Source organism: Streptomyces sp. NPDC056361, assembly GCF_042262805.1.
In the GTDB taxonomy this organism is placed as follows: domain Bacteria; phylum Actinomycetota; class Actinomycetes; order Streptomycetales; family Streptomycetaceae; genus Streptomyces.
Map to the genome: position 1 here is coordinate 27,082 of NZ_JBHJQI010000028.1, position 19,185 is coordinate 46,266.

Here is a 19,185-nt window from a genome sequence, read left to right on the forward strand (position 1 = left end):
GCATCTTCCGCCCCCGCACCCCCACTCGTCGGGCGGCCCCTTCCCCATCGAGCCCCCGCGGCCCTCCCGAAGAGGTAGTACGTATGACGGACGCCGGTACCCGCACCGCCCCCGCACCGAGAAGAGCCGTACGCGCCACCCCCGCGGGAGCGGTCGTCGCCTCGGTCGCCCTCGTCGAGCTGTCCAGCGGGATCACCCAGGGCTTCCTGTCACCGCTGCTCAAGGGACTGACCGACACACTCAAGGTCACGGCGGCGGACCTGAACTGGATCAGCATCGCGAACCTGCTCGCCAGCGTCGCGTTCACCCCGGTGCTGGCCCGCATGGGCGACCTGTACGGCCACCGCCGGATCCTGCGCTGGAACCTGGCGATCGTCATCGCCGGCTCGGTCCTGGTCGGCCTCAGCCGCTCCTTCCCGGTGCTGCTCGCCGGCCAGATCCTGCAAGGGGCCATCGCGGGCTTCTTCCCGCTCCTCGTCGGCATCCTCCGCAACCGCCCCGACGGCGGCGACGCCGAGAGCCGCCGCGGCATCAGCCACATGGTCGCCGCGCTGATCGGCGGCCTGACCCTGGGACTGCTGACCAGCGGCTTCATCGCCGCATCCGTCGACAGCCCCACCGCCGCCCTCTGGGTGCCCGCGATCGGCGCGACCGTCGCGCTCGCCGTCACCTGGCCCCTCCTGCCCGAGTCGGCCGACCGCCCCGGCGGCTCGGTCGACCGGACCGGCGCGCTGCTGCTCTCGACCGGACTCGTCGCCCTGATGCTCGCCCTCGGCCTCGGCGGCACCCCCGGCTGGGAGTGGACCTCCGCCCGTACCCTCGCCACCCTGGTCGGCGGCGTGCTCGTGACCGCCCTGTGGGTCCGCGTGGAGCTCCGTACCGCCGAGCCCATGATCGACGTCCGGATGTTCCGCCACCGCCCGGTGGTCGTGGTCTCCCTCGTCACCGTCACGTTCAGCTTCTGCATGTTCGGCCTCCAGGTCGCCCACTCGGTCTTCCTCGGCACCAGCCCCGCCGAGACCGGCTACGGCTTCGGCTACGGCCCGGTCGCCATCGGTCTCGGACTGCTCCCCAACCTCCTCGCGATGGCCGCGGGCGCGCTCGCCGCCCCCGCCGTCGCCGCCCGCCTCACCGACCGGCTCACGCTCGTCACCGGCTCCCTCCTGATGGCCGCCGGCTACGGCATCGCGCTCGCCACCCACACCTCCGCGCCGCTCTTCCTCCTCGGCACGGCCCTGGCCGGGCTCGGGAACGGCTTCCTCCAGCACTCCACCCGCACCCTCGCCGTGGAGTCCGTACCGCACGACCGCACCTCCGTCGGCTCCGGCATCAACGAGCTCCTCATCAGCGTCGGCGGCTCGCTCGGCGCCGCCGCGATCCTGACCGTCTTCGCCGGCCACACCCCCGCCGGCCGCGCCCTGCCCGACCTCGGCGCCTACACCACCTCCTGGGTGCTGTGCCTGGTGATCTCCCTCGCCGGCGCCGCGGCCTCCCTCCTCCACCGCACCCCGTCCGAGGACGCCCGATGACCACGCACCCGACGCCCGCCGCCGCCCGCGCGCACGGCCGCGCCGCCCTGACCCGCCACCAGGACACGGTCATCGGGCTCAGCCACGCCCTGCACGCCGACCCCGAACTCGCCTACGAGGAGCACCGGGCCGCCCGCCGCATCACCGACCTCGTCGAACGCGCCGGCTTCGACGTGACCCGCGAGGCGTACGGGCTGCCCACCGCGTTCCGCGCCACCGCCGGCACCGGCGACCTGGTCGTCGCCGTCTGCGCCGAGTACGACGCCCTCCCGGGGATCGGCCACGCCTGCGGCCACAACGTCAACGGCGCCGCCTCCGTGGCCGCGGCGCTCGCCCTCGCCCCGCTCGCCGACGACCTCGGGCTCACCGTCGCGCTCCTCGGCACCCCCGCCGAGGAGTCGGGCGGCGGAAAGGTCGACATGCTGCGCGCCGGGGCCTTCGACGACGTGGCCGCCGCCATGATGGTGCACGCCGCGCCGCAGGACGCCGTCGGCCTCGCCAGCCTCGCCATCAGCAGCCTCTCGGTCGCCTACACCGGGGTGCCCGCGCACGCCGCCGCGATGCCGCACCGGGGCGTCAACGCCGCCGACGCCATGATGATCGCCCAGGTCGCCATCGCCGCCCACCGCCAGCAGATGGTCCCCGGCGCCGTCGTCTCCGGCGTCGTCACCTCGGCCGGGGACGCCGCGAACGTCATCCCGGACCGCGCCACCGCCACCTACGACGTCCGGGCCGGCACCAGCGAGGAGCTCGCGGAGCTCCAGGCCCGGGTCCGGGCCTGCTTCGAGGCGGGCGCCCTGGCCACCGGCGCCGAACTTCTCCTGGAGACCGTCGGCAACGACTACGCCGACCTCCGCCAGGACCTCGCCATGGGACGCAGCTACCAGGCCGCCGCCGAGGCACTCGGCCGCACCGTCCTGCCCCACGACCCCGGCCTGCGCGGCGGTTCCACCGACATGGGCAACGTCTCGCACCTCGTCCCGACGATCCACCCCTCCATCGGGTACGACTGCGGCGACACGATCATGCACCACCCCGACTTCACCCGGTACGGCACGACGGCCGCCGCCGACCGGGCCGTCCTCGACGGCGGACTGGCCATGGCGTGGACTGCGATCGACCTCGCGACCGACCCGGACCAGCGGGCCCGCCTCCTGGCGCGCCGAGCGGCCCGCACCGCCGGCGACTGACCGCCGCCGGCCGCCGCGGACCCCACCGTGCCGGGCGGCGACCGCCGGCCGTCCGGCACGGTGACGGGGAGGGGACCCGAGCCTTCCCTCCCCGCACCGGTCACTCCGAGCCGTCCTCCGCGGCCTCCAAGGCGAACAGGGCCCCGTCGGGGTCCCGCACCACCACCCGGCGCCCGTCGGCGTCCTCGGGGCCGCGCACCCCGCCCCACAGGCCGCCCGGCACGACCACGCCGCCGTGGGCCAGGACCGCGGCCGTCGCGGCCTCCGGGTCGGGCACCCGGAAACGCACCAGCCACCGCGGACGCAGCTGAGGCCGGGGGGAGGCGGACTCGACCGGGCCGCTGTTCAGCCGGGCGACGGCGACGCCGTCCCGCCGCAGCACCACCTTGTCCTGCTCGTACGACACCTCCAGGCGGCCCCCGGCTCCCTCCGTCCAGCGGAGCACCTCGCCGTAGAACACCGCCGCCTCGAACGCGTCCCGGGTGTGCAGCTCCAGCCAGGCCGGTGCCGCGTGCTCGCCGACGCGCCAGCGCGTCTCGACACGGCCCTCCCACACGCCGAACGCCGCGCCCTCGCGGTCGGTGGCCAGCGCCGCGCGCCCGTCGGGCGGGTAGGCGACGGGACCCACGCCGACGGTGCCGCCGCGCTCCCGGATCCGGGCCACCGCCGCGTCGGCGTCGCCCACCGAGAAGAACGCCGTCCACGCCACCGGCACGGCCAGCCGGGCCGCCACCGGCGCGATCCCGGCCACCGGCACCCCGCCCCGCTCACCCACGGCGTACTCGTGCCCCTGGCCTCCCCGCAGGAACTTCCAGCCCAGCACCGCCCCGTAGAAACGCTCCGCCGCTTCGAGATCACGCGCGCTCAGGCTCAGCCAGCACGGCGCGCCCACCGCGTCCCCGGTCGTCGTCGGCCCCGACACCGGCACCACCTCCTCGTCGTCCTGCATCCAGCCTGCGCCCCTTCCCGGTCCTGGGCACGGCATGCGCGGGCTCACCCGGATGCCGACGCCCATCACTCGTCCGGGTGCACGGCATCCCGCGGACCCCGCGGACCCCGCGGACCCCGCGGACGGCTGCGGTTCAGCGGGCGCCACCGGGGACCGGGGCCGCCGCCCGGGCGGCGTAGGCCCGGACGTCGGCGTCGGCGTCGCCGGACGCGCCCGCGAGGGCGGTACGGGCCGCGGGCTCTGCCCGGTGGGCGAGGAGGCCGAGGACGGCTGCCTTGCGGACGTCGGCGTTCGGGTCGGCGAGGGCGCCGGCGAGTGCGGGGACGGCGAGGCCGGCCGGGGCGGCCCGGAGTGCCGTCGCCGCACCGGCCCGCACCTGCCAGGCGGCGTCCGCGAGGGCCGCCTCCGCCGTCGCCGCGCATTCCGGCGGGCAGCCCGTGTCGGCGAGCGAGGCCAGCGCGGCGCCCCTGACCAGCGGGTCGGCGTCACCGAGGAGCGGCAGCAGTGGTGCCGGGGCCGCGTCCTCCACGGCGGCCAGGCCGCGGGCCACCGCGACCCGCACTTCGCGCGCCGGATCGCCCGCGGCCACCGCGAGCTCCGCGACGGCGTCCACCGCGACCAGGGCCCGTACGGCCCGCACCCGGACGTCGACGACGCCGTCGGCGAGCGCGGAGGCGTACAGCGGGGCGTCGCCGAGCCGCAGCGCCCGCAGCACGTCGAGGGCGGCGGCCCGCACGGCCGCGTCGGGCACGCCCAGGGCCTCCCGCAGCCCTGCCCCGAGCACCGGCTCGGCGGGCAGGACCTCGACCAGCTCGCGCAGGGCGGCCGCGGCCGCCGCCCGGACCCGCGGCGACCCGTCCCGCAGCCGCGCGGCCAGCGCGGGCCCCGTCCCGGCCGGCGCGGTCTCGCCGAGGGCGGTGACGGCGGCGGCCCGGACCGCCGGATCGGGGTCGGCCAGGTACGGACCGAGCGCCTCCAGGTCGGGGGAGTCCTCGACGAGCGACAGCAGCCGCAGCAGCCGGGGGTGCGGCGCCCCGGCCGGGGGCGCCTCGCCCGCGGCCCACTCGGCCGGGTCCGGCGCGCCTGCGCCCGCCTCGCCCGCGCCGGGAAGGCCCGCGCCGGGATGCCCGCCGCCGGGAAGCCCCGCGAGCGCGTCGGGGGCCGGGAGTGCCGCACCGGGCGGCTCCGTGGCGGGCGTGCCCGCGTCGTCCGTCGCGCGGGCCGCCGGGGCGGCGTCGCGGGGGCCGGCCGTGGCGACCGGCACGAGCGCCACCTCGCCGATGTGCCGCTCGGGACCGCCCGGCGGGGCGAACTCCGGCACCGGGACCACGTACGGCTCGACCGGTCGGGCGGTGAACTCCATCGCCCCGGAGGGGGACTTGCGGAGGTCGAGGTGGTGCAGCCAGGCCGTGTCGTCGCGCTCCGGATGGTCGAGCCGCTCGTGGTACAGCCCCCAGCGGGACTCGGTCCTGGCCAGCGAGGCCCGCGCCGCCATCTCGGCGCAGTCGCGGATGAACGACACCTCGGCGCACCGCATGAGCTCGTGCGGGGTCCGCGCGCCCATCCCGGCGATCTCCTCCGACATCCGGGTGAACGCCTCGACGGCCAGGGACAGCCGGGCGCCGGTCTTGGGCGGCGACACGTAGTCGTTGACGAACCTGCGCAGCTTGAACTCGACCTGCGGCTGCGGCGGGCCGTCGGAGTGGAGCAGCGGCCGGTAGACGAGCTCGTGGGCCGCCGTGAGCTGCGCCGGGTCCAACTCCCCTTCGTACGCCCGGTACCGGGACGCGTCCTCGCCCGCGAGGTCGCCGAAGACGAACGCCCCGATCATGTAGTTGTGCGGTACGGAGGCCAGGTCGCCGGCCGCGTACAGCCGGGGCACGGTGGTGCGGGCGCGGGAGTCCACCCGTACCCCCGAGGCGGAGTGGCCCCCGCACAGGCCGATCTCGGAGATGTGCATCTCGATGTCGTGGGTGCGGTAGTCGTGCCCGCGGTTCTCGTGGAAGGTGCCGCGGGTGGGCCGCTCGGTGGTGTGGAGGATCGACTCGACCGCGCCGATGGTCTCCTCCGGCAGATGGCTCAGCTTGAGGTAGACCGGGCCGCGGTCCGAGGCGAGTTCGGCGGCGAACTCGGCCATCATCTGCCCCGACCAGTAGTCCGACTCGACGAACCGCTCGCCGTGCCGGTTCACCTGGTAGCCGCCGAACGGGTTGGCCACGTAGGCGCAGGCGGGCCCGTTGTAGTCCTTGATCAGCGGGTTGATCTGGAAGCACTCGATCCCGGTCAGCGCCGCGCCCGCGTGGTACGCCATGGCGTAACCGTCGCCGGCGTTGGTCGGGTTCTCGTACGTGCCGTAGAGATAGCCGGAGGCGGGCAGGCCGAGCCGCCCGCAGGCGCCGGTGGCCAGGATGACCGCACCGGCCCTGACGACGACGAACTCCCCCGTGCGGGTGTGGAATCCGGCCACGCCGACGGCCCGGCCGTCCTCCGGGTGGGTCAGGACCCGGACCGGCATGACCCGGTTCTCGATCCGGATCCGCTCCCGCATCTCGCGCCGCCGCAGCTGCCGGTAGAGGACCTTCTTGACGTCCTTGCCCTCCGGCATGGGCAGCACGTACGAGCCGGAGCGGTGCACCTGCCGGACCGCGTACTCGCCGTGCTCGTCCTTCTCGAACTTCACCCCGTACGACTCCAGCCGCTGCACCATCGCGAAGCCGCGGGTCGCCGTCTGCCGGACGGTCGACTGGTCCACGAGGCCGTCGTTGGCGCGGGTGATCTCGGCGACGTAGTCGTCGGGTTCGGCCCGGCCGGGCACGACCGCGTTGTTGACGCCGTCCATGCCCATGGCCAGGGCGCCGGAGTGGCGGACGTGCGCCTTCTCCAGGAGCAGGACGTTCGCCCCGCGCTCGGCGGCGGTCAGCGCGGCCATCGTGCCGGCGGTGCCGCCGCCGACGACGAGCACGTCACAGGAGAGCTCGGTCGCGTCGGCGAGGTCGGGGACGGTGAGGAGGGTCTCCACGGGGTGCCTTTCGAAGCGGCCGTCGGAGGCCGGAGAGGGGAAGTCGACGGGGGGAGGGGAGAAGGGGAGAGCCCGGTGCTCTCAGAGGGAGTCGAGGACGCGGCGGCGCAGGGCCGCCGTCGCGGGATCGTCGCGTGCGTCCCGTACGCGCGGTCGCGGTACGTCGAGGACCTCGCCCGTCGCGAAGAGGACGACCCGGTCGCCCAGGTGGACGGCCTCGTCGACGTCGTGGGTGACGAACACGACGGTCGCGCCCGTGCCCCGGAGGATCTCCACGAGGAGGTCCTGCATCCCGGCGCGGGTGTGCGCGTCGAGCGCGCCGAACGGTTCGTCCATCAGGACGGCGCGGGGCCGGCCGGCCAGCGCGCGGGCCAGCTGCACGCGCTGCCGCTGGCCGCCGGACAGCTGGTGCGGCAGCTTGAGCGCGTGCTCGGCGAGCCCGACCCGCTCCAGCCACTCCAGCGCCGAGCGGCGCCGCTCGGCGCGCGGGACACGGCGGATCGCGAGGGGCAGTTCGACGTTGGCGCGGACCGACCGCCAGGGCAGCAGCGCGTCGTGCTGGAAGACCAGCGCCCGGTCGGCGCCGGGCCCGCGGATCGGCTCGCCGTCCTGCGTGACCCGGCCCTCCAGCGGCGGCAGCAGCCCGGCGAGGGTGCGCAGCAGCGTCGTCTTCCCGCAGCCGGACGGGCCGACCACGGTCACGATTTCACCGGGCGCGATCCGCAGCCCGGCGGGCCCCGCCACGGGCGCCGCGCCGGGACGGCCGAGCCGTACGCCGTGCAGAGCGAGTTCCGCTCCCGCCGGTGAGGACCCGGCCGGCGTGGGCGGGTCGGCCGGACCGGCCGACCCCGACGGCGTCGCGGAGGTGGCGGCTGACGCGGACGGGCTCACGGTGCTCATCGGACCGGCTCCTTCTCGGGTGCGGTGGCGCGGACGGCGGGGGAGCGAGGGACGGTGGCGGGCGCGGCGGTCGCGGTGGCTGCCGCAGCGCGTACGGGCCCCGCCGCGATCCGGTCGGCCGGGCGCGGCAGCCAGGCGGTGACCCGGCGGCCGAGGGACTCCACGGCGGTGGAGGTGAGCCAGCCGAGGGCGCCGATGGTGGCCATGCCGACGAACACCCCCGGGTAGTCGACGACCGTGTAGTCCTGCCAGGTGCGGTAGCCCACCCCGTACTCGCCGGAGATCATCTCCGCCGAGATCACACAGATCCACGAGACGCCGATGCCCACGGACAGACCGCCGAAGATCCCCGGCAGGGCGCCCGGCAGCACCACCGAGAACAGCACCCGCCCCCGGCCGCCGCCCAGGGTGAGCACGGCCTCCTCCCACACCGGGCTCAGGGCCCGCACCGCGTGCCGGGTCGACACCAGGACGGGGAAGAGGGCGGCGGCGCAGGTGATGAAGACGATGCCCTGCTCGTTGGTGGGCAGCAGCAGGATCGCCACCGGCACCAGGGCGATGGCCGGCACCGGCCGGACCACCTCCACCAGCGGGCCCAGGAGGTCGGCGGCCCACCGGGACCGGGCGACGGCCGTGCCGGCCGCCACCCCCAGGACCGCGGCGAGGAGGAACCCGACCGCGATCCGGCGCAGGCTGTGGCCGAGGTCCTGCCAGTACGCCTCCGTGCCGACCCGGTCGGCGAACGCGGAGGCGACCTCGACGACGGTCGGGAACTGCTCGAACCGCAGCCACAGCTCGACGTCGTACGCCGTCAGCAGCTGCCACAGCCCCAGCGCCCCGGCGAGGGACGCCACCCGGACCAGGCGCCGGCCCACGCCCGTGCCGCCGGAGGCGCCACCGCCGATCCCGCCGATCCCGCCGATCCCGCCGCTCACGAGGCGAGCCTCACGGCGTCCGCGTACGCGACGGTCCGGGAGCCGGGGTGCCCGGAGACGTACCGCTCCGCCGCCGCCCGCGTCACGAAGGCGCGCCACGTGCCGCCGTCCGAGACCCACACCGCCCGGTCCGCGAACCAGAGCGTCCCGGTCACCGCGTCCGGCACGTAGGCGGCCCGCACGTCGGCCCCCCTGACGGCCTTCAGGAGCGCGCCGGGGCTGTCGAACGACCGGGTCGAGTTCTGCCCCCGCAGCCACAGTTCGGGCCTGGCCGCGGCGGCCTCGGGGTAGGCGGCCCCCGGAGCGGCCCGGCGCAGGGGCGCGGTGTCGACGAAGGCGTCGACGTCGACGTCCTTCACCAGACCGGCCTCCTTCAGGACCGGCACGTCCTCCTTGAGCGCGGCGATCAGCTCCGGGCGGAGCTCCGGATCGAAGGTGGCGATGCCCTGGGCGCCGTTGTACAGGTAGACCACCTCCGCCGGCAGCCCCGTCTCCTTCGCCACGGACTCGGCGGCGGCGACCGGCCGGGTGCGCAGCTCGTCCGTGGCCCGCCGCTGCGCCCGCAGGAACGCGTCGAGGACTCCGGGCCGCTCCTTCGCGAACTCCTCCCGGACGGTGACCCCGTGGAAGGTCGGCAGGTTCAGCTCCGCCCCGTCGTACAGGGCCGTCGCCCGCCCTTGGAAGGCGAGCAGGCCCGGCCAGGCGACGAACTGCGACAGCGCGTCGACACTGCCCGCGGCGAGCGCCGAAGCGCCCACGCTCGGCTGCTGGTTGAGCTTCGCGACGTCCTTCGCCGGGTCGAGACCGGCCCGGCGAAGGGCCCGGACCAGCGTGCCGTCGGCCGCCGAGCCGACACTGGTGGACACCTTGCGGCCCTTCAGGTCCGCGAGCGTGCGCAGCGGCGAACCGGGCGCGGTGACCACGGTGTTGAGACCGCCCCGCAGGTTGTAGCCGGTCACCGCGACCAGTCGCGTGGGCTCCTTGAGCTGCCTTCCGCGCGCCGCGTTGATCAGCAGCGGGAAGTCGCCCATCGAGCCGATGTCGATCTTCCCGGCGGTCATCTGCGCGGTGATCGGGGCGCCGGTCGCGTAGTCCTGCCACACCACCCGGTAGGTGCGGCCGTCCTTCTTCCCGGCGGCCGCGAGCTCCTGCTCGAAGTAGCCGAGGGAGCGCAGCAGGGTGCCGGCGGTGACGGTGTTGATGGTCTTCGACTGGTAGCCGACGGTCACCGTGACCGTCTTGCCGCCGGAGGAGCCGGACGACCCGGCCGCTCCGTCGGAGCCGTCGCCGCAGGCGGTGGCGAGCGGCAGGAACAGGGCGAGGGGGAGCGCCAGGGCGAGTCTTCGGGACGTCGTTCGGGACTTCACGGGAGGGAGGCCTTTCACCGGAGCAGGTAGGGCATGTTGACGGTCACCGCGCCGGTCGGACAGCGGGCCGCGCAGGGGCCGCAGTACCAGCACTCGTCCACGTGCATGTACGCCTTGCCGTCGTCCTCGCGGATCGCGAGCGAGTCGAGCGGACACATGTCGACGCACAGCGTGCAGCCGTCGATGCACTTCGACTCGTCGATGGTCACGGGCACGTCGGCGCGCTGGGGGACCAGAGGCATGGCTGTCTCCAGGAAGGGGGTACGGGAAAGGGGCGACGGGGTCAGAGGGAGCGGTGCAGCAGGCCGCTCATGGTGATGCGGTCACCGCGGAACCGGATGAACTCCAGGTCCACCGGGCGCCCGTCGGGCAGATGGGTCAGCCGCTCCAGCATCAGGACCGCGGCCCCGCGCGGAGCCTGGAGCACGGCGGCCGAGTGCGCGTCGGCGTTGACGGCCTCCAGGGTGATCTCGGCGTGCCCGAGCGGCCCGCCGGTCAGCTGCTCCAGGAGCCGGAACACATCCGTGTTCTCCAGGTCGCAGCCGAGGAGTTCGCCGCCGACGTCCATCGGCAGGTACGACAGGTCCAGCGACAGCGGCAGCCCGTTCAGCCGCCGCAACCGCTCCACGCACAGCACGTCCGTGTGCTCGGGCAGGCCCAACCGGTGCGCCACCGGCCCGGACGCGGCCACCGGCCCCACCGTCCGGACCTCGTTGGTGACCCGCCCGTGCTCGTGCAGGGTCTCCGCGAGACCCTGCAGCCGATCCAGGCCGTGCGGGAACTTCTCGCAGACCACCACCGTGCCGACCCCGGCCCGCCGTTCGACCAGCCCCTCGCCGCGCAGCAGGTCCAGCGCCTGCCGCACGGTGTTGCGGCTGGCCCGGTAGTCAGCGGCGATGGCGTCCTCCAGCGGAAGCACCCCGCCCGGGAACCGGCCCGCCAGGATCTGGTGGCGCAGCAGGTCGGCGAGCTGCCGCGCCCGGTCGGCCCGCAGCCGCAGACGGCGGGCTGCGGCGACGGGGCGGGCTGCGGAGGCGGATTCGGCGGGCATGGGACGGAACGTAGCGGGCGACGGGACCCGGTGGTGTTGCGGCAGTATTGCGCCACCTGACACTCCGCCCGTACGCCTCTGACCTGCGACGACTCCCCGCCCGCGACAAGATCCGCCACTACGGCGCCCACCACGTGGACGCCCGGCCGCCCATCATGTGGGAAGTCTCAGCCCGTCCCCGCCCGTACCTGGCCCCGCAGGGCGACGGACAACTGATGGTGCAGGACCCCGAGCACCGGCTCACCCGGCGCGAACAGACCCGCCGCGAGCTTCCAGTACCGGCCGATCACCGGCCCGTCGTGCACGGCGAGCCACCCGACGAGCCGGTGCCGGAACGCCGCGCCGTCCGGCTCGCCCCGCGCGTCCGCGTAGGCCGAGACGAAGCGGTCCAGCGCCCCACCGCCCTCCGGCCCCCGCCCCGCCCCCACCTCCGCCGCGGCCAGCGCGTACGCCTCCGCCAACCCCTCGTACAGCACGGCAGGCCGGTACTCCCCGTCCGGCAGCGGCGGCGCCGGCCTGAACTCCGCCCCGTCGAGCCGCGGATCCGTCACCAGCGCGTGCAGCCGCGCGAACGCCAGCACCTGCTCCGGATCCGGGTCCCGTGGAGGCTGCGGCACCACCGCGTCGACGACCAGCGACACCACGCGTCCCGGAAGCCGCACCGGCAGGATCCGACGCCAGAACCGCGCCATCGCATCCGTGTCCGGCGGCACGGCCACGGCCCCGACCAGCCGCAGCCGCTCGACCCGCTCCGCCGCCGTGCCGTCCTGGACCAGCCGCAGCGACGCCTCACGCCACCGCAACTCGGCCAACCGGCCCCTCACCCGCCGCAACTCGTCGGCGACGACCTCCTCCAGCGCCTCCGCGCGTACGCCCTCCTCCTCGCGTACACCCGCCGCCCCGGGGAGCACCCGCTCCACCTCGGCGAGCGGCAGGTCCAGTCCGCGCAAGGACCGAATCAGGCGCAGCCTCTCCAGCGCCTCGGCCCCGTACCGACGGTGCCCGCCCGAACTCCGCTCCGCCTCCGGCAGCAACCCGCGCTCGGAGTAGAACCGCACGGCCTTCACGGTGACCCCCGCGCGCCCCGCAAGCTCCCCGATGCTCCACAGACCGTCCGACGACACGACGCGCACCTCCGCCAAGGGGAATCGGGGCCTTTCACCCCTACGGGCAAGCCCATTGTGCCGCGCGGCTTGTATCTCCCCCTGGGGGAGTTCCTAGCGTGGCGGGCGGGAGATCGCCGAGGAGCAGCGAGGAGACGCTCATGACCGCGTTCGTGCTGGTGTCCGGTCCGTTCACCGGGAGCTGGGTATGGGAGGAGACCGCAGCCCGGCTCCGGTCGGCGGGAGCGGATCCGTATCCCGTGACGCTCACGGGGATGGCGGAGCGGAGGGCAGAGGCGGGGCCCGGAACGGGACTGGAGACGCACGTCGACGACCTGGTCCGGCTGATCGACGGCCTCGACGCGCCGGAGGTCGTGCTCGTCGGCCACGGCTACGCCCTCCACCCCGTGTTCGGCGCCGCCGACCGGCGACCGGAGCGGGTGGCCCGGATCGTCGCCGTGGACACGGGACTTCCGGACGACGGGCGGCCGGCCGTGGGATCCGTACCCGATCCGGAGGTGAGGGAGCGTCTGGGGCACGGGACGCGCGACGACGGGGACGGGGACGGGGACGGGGTCGACGGTGGCGGGGTCGAGCACGGAGCCGACGGGGATCGCGGGTGGTCGGTGCCGCCGCCGGAGCGCGGGAGCTGGCAGCGGTGGGGCAGTACGGAGGGGATTCCCGCCGACGCGCTGGAACGCCTGGAGCGGCTCGCCGTCCCGCAGCCGTCCGCCACCCTCACCCAGCCGCTCCGCCTCACCGCCGCGGTCGCCGCGCTGCCGGTCACCGGTGTGCTGTGCACCGCGAACGGGTCGAGCATCGCCATGGTGGAGATGCTGGTCGAATCGGGGCCGCCGCAGTTCCGGTCCCTCGCCGACGACCGGGTGCGCTTCCTCGAACTCGCCACCGGGCACTGGCCGATGCTCTCCGCACCGGGCGAACTGGCCGACGTGCTGATCCGCGCGGCGGCGGGCGGGGGACACCGGGTGACCCCGCCCGAGGAGGCCCACGAGCAGCCGTCGCACCTGCTCCCCTTCCTCCTGGACCTCCCCGAGGGACCGCGCGAGCGGCGTGGCCGCATCGACCTCCACTTCCCGTCCGACAGCGGGCACTTCCCGCCCGGCACCGGACACGTCGCGGCCGGCGGTGGGCGCCTCCCGGCCGGAGCCGGCCGCCGTCGCCCGCCGGCCGTGGTCTTCGTCCACGGCGGGCCCGTCGCGGCCGATCAGCGGCCGACCCCGCGCGACACGCCGTTCTTCCTGGGGTACGGGCGCTACGCGGCGAGTCGGGGTGCGGTCGGGGTGACGCTGGACCACCGGCTGCACGGCATCGGCGACTATCCGATCGCGGCCGAGGACCTGGCGGAGGCCGTCGAGGAGGTGCGGGCGGATCCGCGGGTCGACGGGGAGCGGATCGCGCTCTGGTTCTTCTCCACCGGCGCTCTGCTGGCGGCGGATTGGCTGGCCGCGCCGCCGCCGTGGCTGCGGTGTGTGGCGGTGAGTTACCCCGCGCTCGCGCCGCTGCCCGGCTGGGAGGCGGTGGAGCCGCGCTTCCGCCCCGTCGAGGCCGTGGGTGCGGCGGGCGGACCGCCGGTGGTGCTGACGAGAGCGGGGCGGGAGCACCCGGCCTTCGCGGCGACGGTCCGGGAGTTCCTGGACGCCGCCGGGAGGAGCGGGGCCGACGTGGAGGTCGTCGACGTGCCGGACGGACGGCACGGCTTCGAACTCGTCGACCCCTCCGACGAGTCCCGGGCGGCCGTGGCACGTGCGATGGGCGCCGTCCTCGACCGCCTGGGGACGGGGACGGGAGCCGGGGCCGGGGATCGTGAGGGGGACGACGTCGTCGACGGGAGGAGGACTCAGGCCGACAGGTGAGCCTCCGTCGTGTCCTGGCCGGGGCGCCGGCCCCGGCGGGGTACGGAGTCCAGGAGGAGCCGGGTGTACGGGTGCTGCGGTGACCCGAGGACGCGGTCGGCGGGACCGGACTCGACGACGGCGCCGGACTTGAGGACGAGGACCTCGTCGGCGATGTGGCGGACCACCGCGAGGTCGTGGGTGACGAAGAGGTAGCCGACGCCGGACTCCTCGCGTATCGAGCGGAGGAGCTCGATGATCTGCGCCTGGATGGAGACATCGAGGGCGGCGACGGCCTCGTCCAGGACGAGGACCCTCGGTCGCACGGCGAGGGCGCGGGCGATGGCGACGCGTTGCCGCTGGCCGCCGGAGAGGCCGCGGGGGAGGGCCGCGGCTTCGCGGGCGCCCAGGCCGACCTGGTCGAGGAGCTCGGTGACGCGGGTGCGCCGGGCGGCCGCGTCGAGCGGGGTGTGCAGGCGCAGGACCTCGTCGAGGCAGCCCGAGACGGTGATGCGGGGGTCGAGGGAGAGGTACGGGTCCTGGAAGACCATCTGGATCTCGCGGGCGCGGGCGAGGCGTTCGGTCCGGCCGCGGGGCAGGGCCGAACGGTCCCGGCCGTCGAGCCGGACCGTACCGCCGTCGGGGCGTTCGAGGCCCACCAGCATCCGGACCGTCGTCGTCTTGCCGCTGCCGGACTCCCCGACGATGGCGAGCGAGGAGCCGGGCGCCAGGGTGAACGAGACGTCGTCCACGGCGGTGTGGTCGCCGTACCGCTTGCGGAGGCCTTCGACGACCAGGCCCTCCTCGGTCGTGACGGTCACAGCGTGATCCCTTCGTCGGCGCGGTGGCAGGCGGCGAACCCGACGGCGTCCGCCGCGAGTCGGGGGGTCTCCTCGTGGCAGCGCGGCACGGCGTGGGCGCAGCGGGCGGCGAAGGCGCAGCCGGGCGGCGCCTCGGCGAGGGAGACGGGGCGGCCCGGGATGGGCCGGGGAGCCGGCGCGCCGGGCTCGATGCTCGGGGTGCAGGCGAGCAGGCCCGCCGTGTACGGGTGGCGCGGGCGGTCGAACAGTTCGTCGGTGGACCGGGTCTCGACGATCCGGCCGGCGTACATCACGTACACGCGGTCGCAGACCGACGCGGCCAGTTCGAGGTCGTGGGTGACGAAGAGCATGCCGGTGCCGCGTTCGGCCCGCAGCCGGGCGAGGATCGAGATGATCTCGGCCTGGGTGGTGACGTCGAGGGCCGTGGTCGGTTCGTCGGCGACGAGCAGGTCGGGTTCGCTCGCGAGGGCCGCGGCGATGACGACCCGCTGGAGCATGCCGCCGGAGAACTGGTGCGGATGGCGGCGCAGGGCGCCGCGCGGGTCGCGGATGCCGACCGCGGCGAGGAGTTCCTCGGCGCGGGCGGTGGCCTTGGCCGCCGGGGTCCCGGCGGCCCGCAGGCCCTCGGTGAGGAAGTCGCCGACGCGGCGCAGCGGGTTGACGGAGGCGCGCGGGTCCTGGAAGACCATCGACACCCGCCGGGCCCGCAGCGTCGTGAGGTCGGCGCGGTTCATGGTGAGGACGTCCCGCCCGGAGACCATGACCCGGCCGGTGGTCCGGGCGCCGGCCGGCAGCAGTCCGAGGACGCTGCGGCAGGCCACGGACTTGCCCGAGCCGGACTCGCCGACGAGGCCGACGGTCTCCCCGGGCCGTACCGTGAGGCTCACCCCGTCGAGGATCGGCCGGGCGGCCCGGTCGCCGGCGAGGCGGACGTCGAGCCCGTCGATCTCCAGGACCGGCGCCCCACCCGTCTGTGCGCGCATGCCGTTCACCGTTCCCGCTTCGCGATCCGGTCGGCGAGCCCCTCGCCGACGATGCCGAACGCCACCACGGCGAGCACGATGCACGCGGAGGGCGCGAGGGCCGGCAGCATGGCCCCCTGGAGGACGGCCGCCTGTCCCTCGTTGATCATGGCGCCCCAGTCGGCGGCCGGCGGCTGCACGCCGAAGCCGAGGAAGGACAGCGCCGCCAGGTCCATCAGCGCGTACCCGAAGTTCATCGCCGACTGGGCGAAGACCGTCGGTGCGATGTTGGGCAGCAGGTGGCGCAGGCAGACGGTCCAGCCGGACCAGCCCTGCACCCGGTAGGCCTCGATGTACGGCCGGGCCTTCTCCTGCTGCGCGATGCCGCGCACGAGACGGCCCACGTACGGGGTGTAGGCCACGGCCATCGCGATCACGGGGGCGGTCAGGCCGGAGCCGACGACCGACACGAGCAGGATCGCGAGCATCAGGCCCGGGATCGCGAAGACGAGGTCCATGGACCGGGACAGGAACGTGTCCGTCCAGCCGCCCCGCCAGGCGGCCACCACTCCGAGGAGGGTGCCGAGCAGGGTGGAGACGCCGACGACGAGCAGCGGCCCGAGCAGCCCGGTGCGGGCACCGTGGATCAGCCGGGACAGGACGTCGCGCCCCGACTGGTCGGTGCCGAGCAGGTGGTCGCCCGTGGTCCCGACCAGGCTCGCCGACAGGTCGAGCGCCTCCGGGTCGTACGGGGAGATGACGGGCGCGAGCACGGCGACCAGGACGAGCGCGGCGAGCACCGCGACCGAGACCGCGAACAGCGGTCCCTGGCCGAACAGGCGCAGGGCGCGGAGCCCCGGCCTGCGGTACGGCACCGTGGAGGTGGAGGTGGTCATGAGGAGCCTTCCCCGAGGGAGAGACGGGGGTCGATGAGCGGGGCGAGCAGGTCGACCACGAGGTTGACGAGGACGAAGGCCGCCACGCTCAGGAGCGTGATCGCCTGGACGACGGCGAAGTCCTTGGCGGTGACCGACTGCACGAGCAGCGAGCCGAGTCCGGGGACGTCGAACGCGGTCTCGACGATCGAGGTGCTGATCAGGAGGCCGGCGAGCATGGTGCCGCCGACGGTGACGACGGGGCCGAGCGCGTTGCGCAGCACGTGCCGGCGGACCACGGCCGGGCTCGCGACGCCCCGGGCCCGCGCCACCTCGACGTGGTCGCGTTCGAGTTCGTCGAGCATCGCGGAGCGGGTCACCCGGGCGAGGAGTCCCGCGAAGGACAGCGCCAGGGCGAAGGCCGGCAGGGTCAGCTGGTAGAGCCGGTCCGACAGGCCCTCCGCCGCGCCGCCGCCGGGTCCGGGGAACCAGCCGAGCTGGACGGAGAACAGCGACACGAGCGCGATGGCCGTGACGAACGAGGGCGTGGCGGTGGCGACACCGGTGCCGATGAGCACCACGCGGTCCGGGAGCCCGGGGCGCAGCGCGGCGAGGACGCCGGCCGTCACCCCGAGCACGGCGACCAGGACGGCGGCGTAGCCGACGAGCAGCGCGGTGCCGGTCAGCCGGGAGCCGATGAGCGCGGACACGTCCTGGTGGTACTGCGCCGAGCGGCCGAAGTCGCCGGTCAGGAAGCCGCCGAGCCACTTCAGGTACTGGGTGGTCAGCGGATCGTCGAGGTGGTGCTCCGCCCGCAGCGCCGCGACGGCCTCGGGGGTCGCGGGGCGGCCGTGCAGGAGGAACGACACCGGATCGCCGGGGGCCAGGTGGATGGAGCCGAAGACCACGACCGAGGTCACGAACAGCACCGCCACCAGGCCGAGGAGCCGTCCGACGAGGTAGCGCGTCATCGCTTCGCGGCCCCGATCGTCGCGGCCCACGGGTAGTAGAGCTGGGCGATGCCGGCCGGGGCGCCGGTGACCCGCTTGCCGAGGAACACCGAGTGCGGGGCCTCGTACACGGGGATGATGGGCAGCTCGTCGAGGGCGATCTTCTGGAGCTTCGCGGTGAGCTCGGCGCGCTTGCCCGCGTCGGGCTCGGAGTTGGCCCGGTCGAAGGCGACGTCGTACTCGGCGTTCGACCAGTTGCCGTAGTTCCCGAAGTCGCCGGTGCGCAGGTACTGGTAGAACTCCAGCGGGTCCGGCGTGTTGTCGTAGCCGACGGTGATGACCAGGTCGAGGCCGGTGCGCGCGCTCGGGTCGACGAAGAGCGAGCTGTACGCGTCGGGGGAGACGGGCTTCAGTTCGACTTCGAGGCCGATCTGGCGGCCGGCGGCCTGGACGGCGTTGGAGACGACGCTGATCTCGGGGGCGAGGCTGCTGGTGGCGATGGTGATCTTCCGACCGGTCGCCCCGGCCTCCTGGACGAGCTTCTTCGCGGCAGCGATGTCGTACGCGGGCTCGGGCAGCGTGTCGTAGAGCGCGGCGGTCTTCTCGGGGGCCAGCGCCCAGGCGCCGCGCGCGGCGGGGGCCTTGGCCGGGATGCCGACGCCGCCGGCCGCGGCCTTGATGATGTTCTTCCGGTCGAGGGCCATCGACAGGGCCTTGCGGACCTTCAGGTCGCCGAGCGGACCGTGGTAGTCGAGGACCGCGAGGTTCGTGGCGCCGGTGTTGGGGCCGAAGAGGAGCGTGCCCTTGCCGCCGGAGCGCAGCTGGTTGAAGGAGGACGAGGGGACCATGTAGCCGCCGTCGGCCGTGCCGGAGAGGAAGGCGTTGGAGCGGGCCGCCACGTCCTCGATGAAGGTGAACTTCACCCTCTCGGACTTGGGCGCGAGCTTCGTGTCCCAGTAGGCGGCGTGCTTCTTCAGGGTGATGTTGTCGCCCTGCGCCCACTTCTCGAGGGCGTACGGGCCGGTGCAGTTCAGCTCGCCCTTGGGGGTGCCGTAGTCCTTGCCGCCCTTGGTGAGGGAGGCGGCGCTCACGATCGTGCCGGGGGAGGCGGCCATCAGCTCGTGGAAGAGGACGTCGGCCTTGCCGAGGCGGATCGTCACCTCCAGCGGGCCGGTCTTCTCGATCGCGTCGACGTTCTTGAAGGAGGAACCCCAGGGGGAGCCGGTCTTCGGGTCCATCTGGCGCTTGAGGGAGGCGACCACGTCGTCGGCGGTCATGGTGGTGCCGTCGTGGAACTTCACCCCCGGGCGCAGTGTGTAGACCAGGGTGCGCGGGTCGGGCTGCGCCCACTTCACGGCCAGGCCGGGCTCGATCTTCAGGTCGGGGGTGACCCGGAGGAGCTGCTCGCAGACGTTGGCCAGCACGGTGTTGGGCGGGTAGTCGTACGCGAGGGCGTAGTCGAGCGTGTACGGCTCGGCGTACAGGGACCAGGTGACGGAGTCCAGCGGGCCCTGCGCGGGCGGCGACAGCGGGGTCACCTTGAAGGACGCGCCGCCGCCGGCGGCCGGCGGCTTGGTGGCGCCGGAGCAGGCGGCCGTGGTGGCCGCGAGCGCGGCGGTACAGGCGAGAAGCGCGATGGCTCTGGGCATGCGCATGGTGACCCACCCCTTTACGGGTGTAG

General features: G+C 74.9%; 16 protein-coding genes. 3 read left to right on the top strand and 13 right to left on the bottom strand.

Annotation, left to right across the window (positions count from 1 at the left end; genetic code table 11):
* The first annotated feature begins 83 nt into the window (after positions 1-83).
* Both ACFCY7_RS11985 and ACFCY7_RS11990 read left to right on the top strand, forming a co-directional pair.
* The gene (locus tag ACFCY7_RS11985; RefSeq protein WP_376483672.1) at positions 84-1,529 is read left to right on the top strand and encodes an MFS transporter; all 1,446 of its coding nucleotides are present in this window, start codon (positions 84-86) and stop codon (positions 1,527-1,529) included.
* Positions 1,526-2,719, top strand: coding sequence for an amidohydrolase (locus tag ACFCY7_RS11990; protein WP_376483674.1), 1,194 nt, complete (start codon positions 1,526-1,528; stop codon positions 2,717-2,719). Before ACFCY7_RS11985 ends, ACFCY7_RS11990 begins: the two co-directional genes overlap by 4 nt.
* A gap of 100 nt (positions 2,720-2,819) precedes the next feature.
* Here the strand turns inward: ACFCY7_RS11990 and ACFCY7_RS11995 are convergent, their stop codons facing one another.
* The 8 genes from ACFCY7_RS11995 to ACFCY7_RS12030 form a co-directional block, all read right to left on the bottom strand.
* Positions 2,820-3,668 (bottom strand): VOC family protein, encoded by an 849-nt coding sequence (locus tag ACFCY7_RS11995; protein WP_376483676.1) that lies wholly within the window; start codon positions 3,666-3,668, stop codon positions 2,820-2,822.
* Between the two features lie 133 nt (positions 3,669-3,801).
* A complete protein-coding gene (locus ACFCY7_RS12000; protein WP_376483677.1) occupies positions 3,802-6,687 on the bottom strand; it encodes a fumarate reductase/succinate dehydrogenase flavoprotein subunit in 2,886 nt (961 codons plus the stop codon).
* 81 nt (positions 6,688-6,768) lie between these two features.
* Positions 6,769-7,587 (bottom strand): ABC transporter ATP-binding protein, encoded by an 819-nt coding sequence (locus tag ACFCY7_RS12005; protein ID WP_376483678.1) that lies wholly within the window; start codon positions 7,585-7,587, stop codon positions 6,769-6,771.
* Positions 7,584-8,450 (bottom strand): ABC transporter permease, encoded by an 867-nt coding sequence (locus ACFCY7_RS12010; RefSeq protein ID WP_376483727.1) that lies wholly within the window; start codon positions 8,448-8,450, stop codon positions 7,584-7,586. The genes ACFCY7_RS12005 and ACFCY7_RS12010 overlap by 4 nt, the downstream gene beginning before the upstream one ends.
* Positions 8,451-8,518: 68 nt before the next feature.
* Positions 8,519-9,889 carry an ABC transporter substrate-binding protein gene (locus tag ACFCY7_RS12015; RefSeq protein WP_376483679.1) on the bottom strand — a complete coding sequence of 457 codons (1,371 nt, stop codon included), beginning with the start codon at positions 9,887-9,889 and terminating at the stop codon, positions 8,519-8,521.
* A gap of 14 nt (positions 9,890-9,903) precedes the next feature.
* Positions 9,904-10,131, bottom strand: a complete 228-nt coding sequence (locus ACFCY7_RS12020) for a ferredoxin family protein (RefSeq protein ID WP_017236562.1) — start codon at positions 10,129-10,131, stop codon at positions 9,904-9,906.
* A 41-nt stretch (positions 10,132-10,172) separates the two neighbouring features.
* Complete coding sequence (locus ACFCY7_RS12025; RefSeq protein WP_376483681.1) at positions 10,173-10,940, bottom strand: GntR family transcriptional regulator; 768 nt, start codon at positions 10,938-10,940, stop codon at positions 10,173-10,175.
* A 167-nt stretch (positions 10,941-11,107) separates the two neighbouring features.
* The gene (locus tag ACFCY7_RS12030) at positions 11,108-12,064 is read right to left on the bottom strand and encodes a MerR family transcriptional regulator (protein WP_376483683.1); all 957 of its coding nucleotides are present in this window, start codon (positions 12,062-12,064) and stop codon (positions 11,108-11,110) included.
* Positions 12,065-12,204: 140 nt separating this feature from the next.
* Here ACFCY7_RS12030 and ACFCY7_RS12035 point away from each other — a divergent pair, with 140 nt between their 5' ends.
* Positions 12,205-13,917 carry an alpha/beta hydrolase gene (locus tag ACFCY7_RS12035; protein WP_376483685.1) on the top strand — a complete coding sequence of 571 codons (1,713 nt, stop codon included), beginning with the start codon at positions 12,205-12,207 and terminating at the stop codon, positions 13,915-13,917.
* Here ACFCY7_RS12035 and ACFCY7_RS12040 read toward each other — a convergent pair.
* Genes ACFCY7_RS12040 through ACFCY7_RS12060 form a run of 5 tightly spaced genes read right to left on the bottom strand, consistent with a single transcriptional unit; the run spans position 13,902 to position 19,159 of the window.
* Positions 13,902-14,717: an ABC transporter ATP-binding protein gene (locus ACFCY7_RS12040; protein WP_376483687.1), complete on the bottom strand. Its 816-nt coding sequence runs from the start codon at positions 14,715-14,717 to the stop codon at positions 13,902-13,904. The two genes, ACFCY7_RS12035 and ACFCY7_RS12040, sit on opposite strands and share 16 nt — an antisense overlap.
* Entirely contained in the window at positions 14,714-15,700 is a 987-nt protein-coding gene (locus tag ACFCY7_RS12045; RefSeq protein WP_376483688.1) for an ABC transporter ATP-binding protein, read from the bottom strand. The genes ACFCY7_RS12040 and ACFCY7_RS12045 overlap by 4 nt, the downstream gene beginning before the upstream one ends.
* A 5-nt stretch (positions 15,701-15,705) precedes the next feature.
* Positions 15,706-16,575, bottom strand: coding sequence for an ABC transporter permease (locus tag ACFCY7_RS12050; RefSeq protein ID WP_376483690.1), 870 nt, complete (start codon positions 16,573-16,575; stop codon positions 15,706-15,708).
* Positions 16,572-17,525 (bottom strand): ABC transporter permease, encoded by a 954-nt coding sequence (locus ACFCY7_RS12055; protein WP_376483691.1) that lies wholly within the window; start codon positions 17,523-17,525, stop codon positions 16,572-16,574. The genes ACFCY7_RS12050 and ACFCY7_RS12055 overlap by 4 nt, the downstream gene beginning before the upstream one ends.
* Positions 17,522-19,159, bottom strand: coding sequence for an ABC transporter substrate-binding protein (locus ACFCY7_RS12060; protein ID WP_376483692.1), 1,638 nt, complete (start codon positions 19,157-19,159; stop codon positions 17,522-17,524). The genes ACFCY7_RS12055 and ACFCY7_RS12060 overlap by 4 nt, the downstream gene beginning before the upstream one ends.
* Positions 19,160-19,185: the final 26 nt, after the last annotated feature.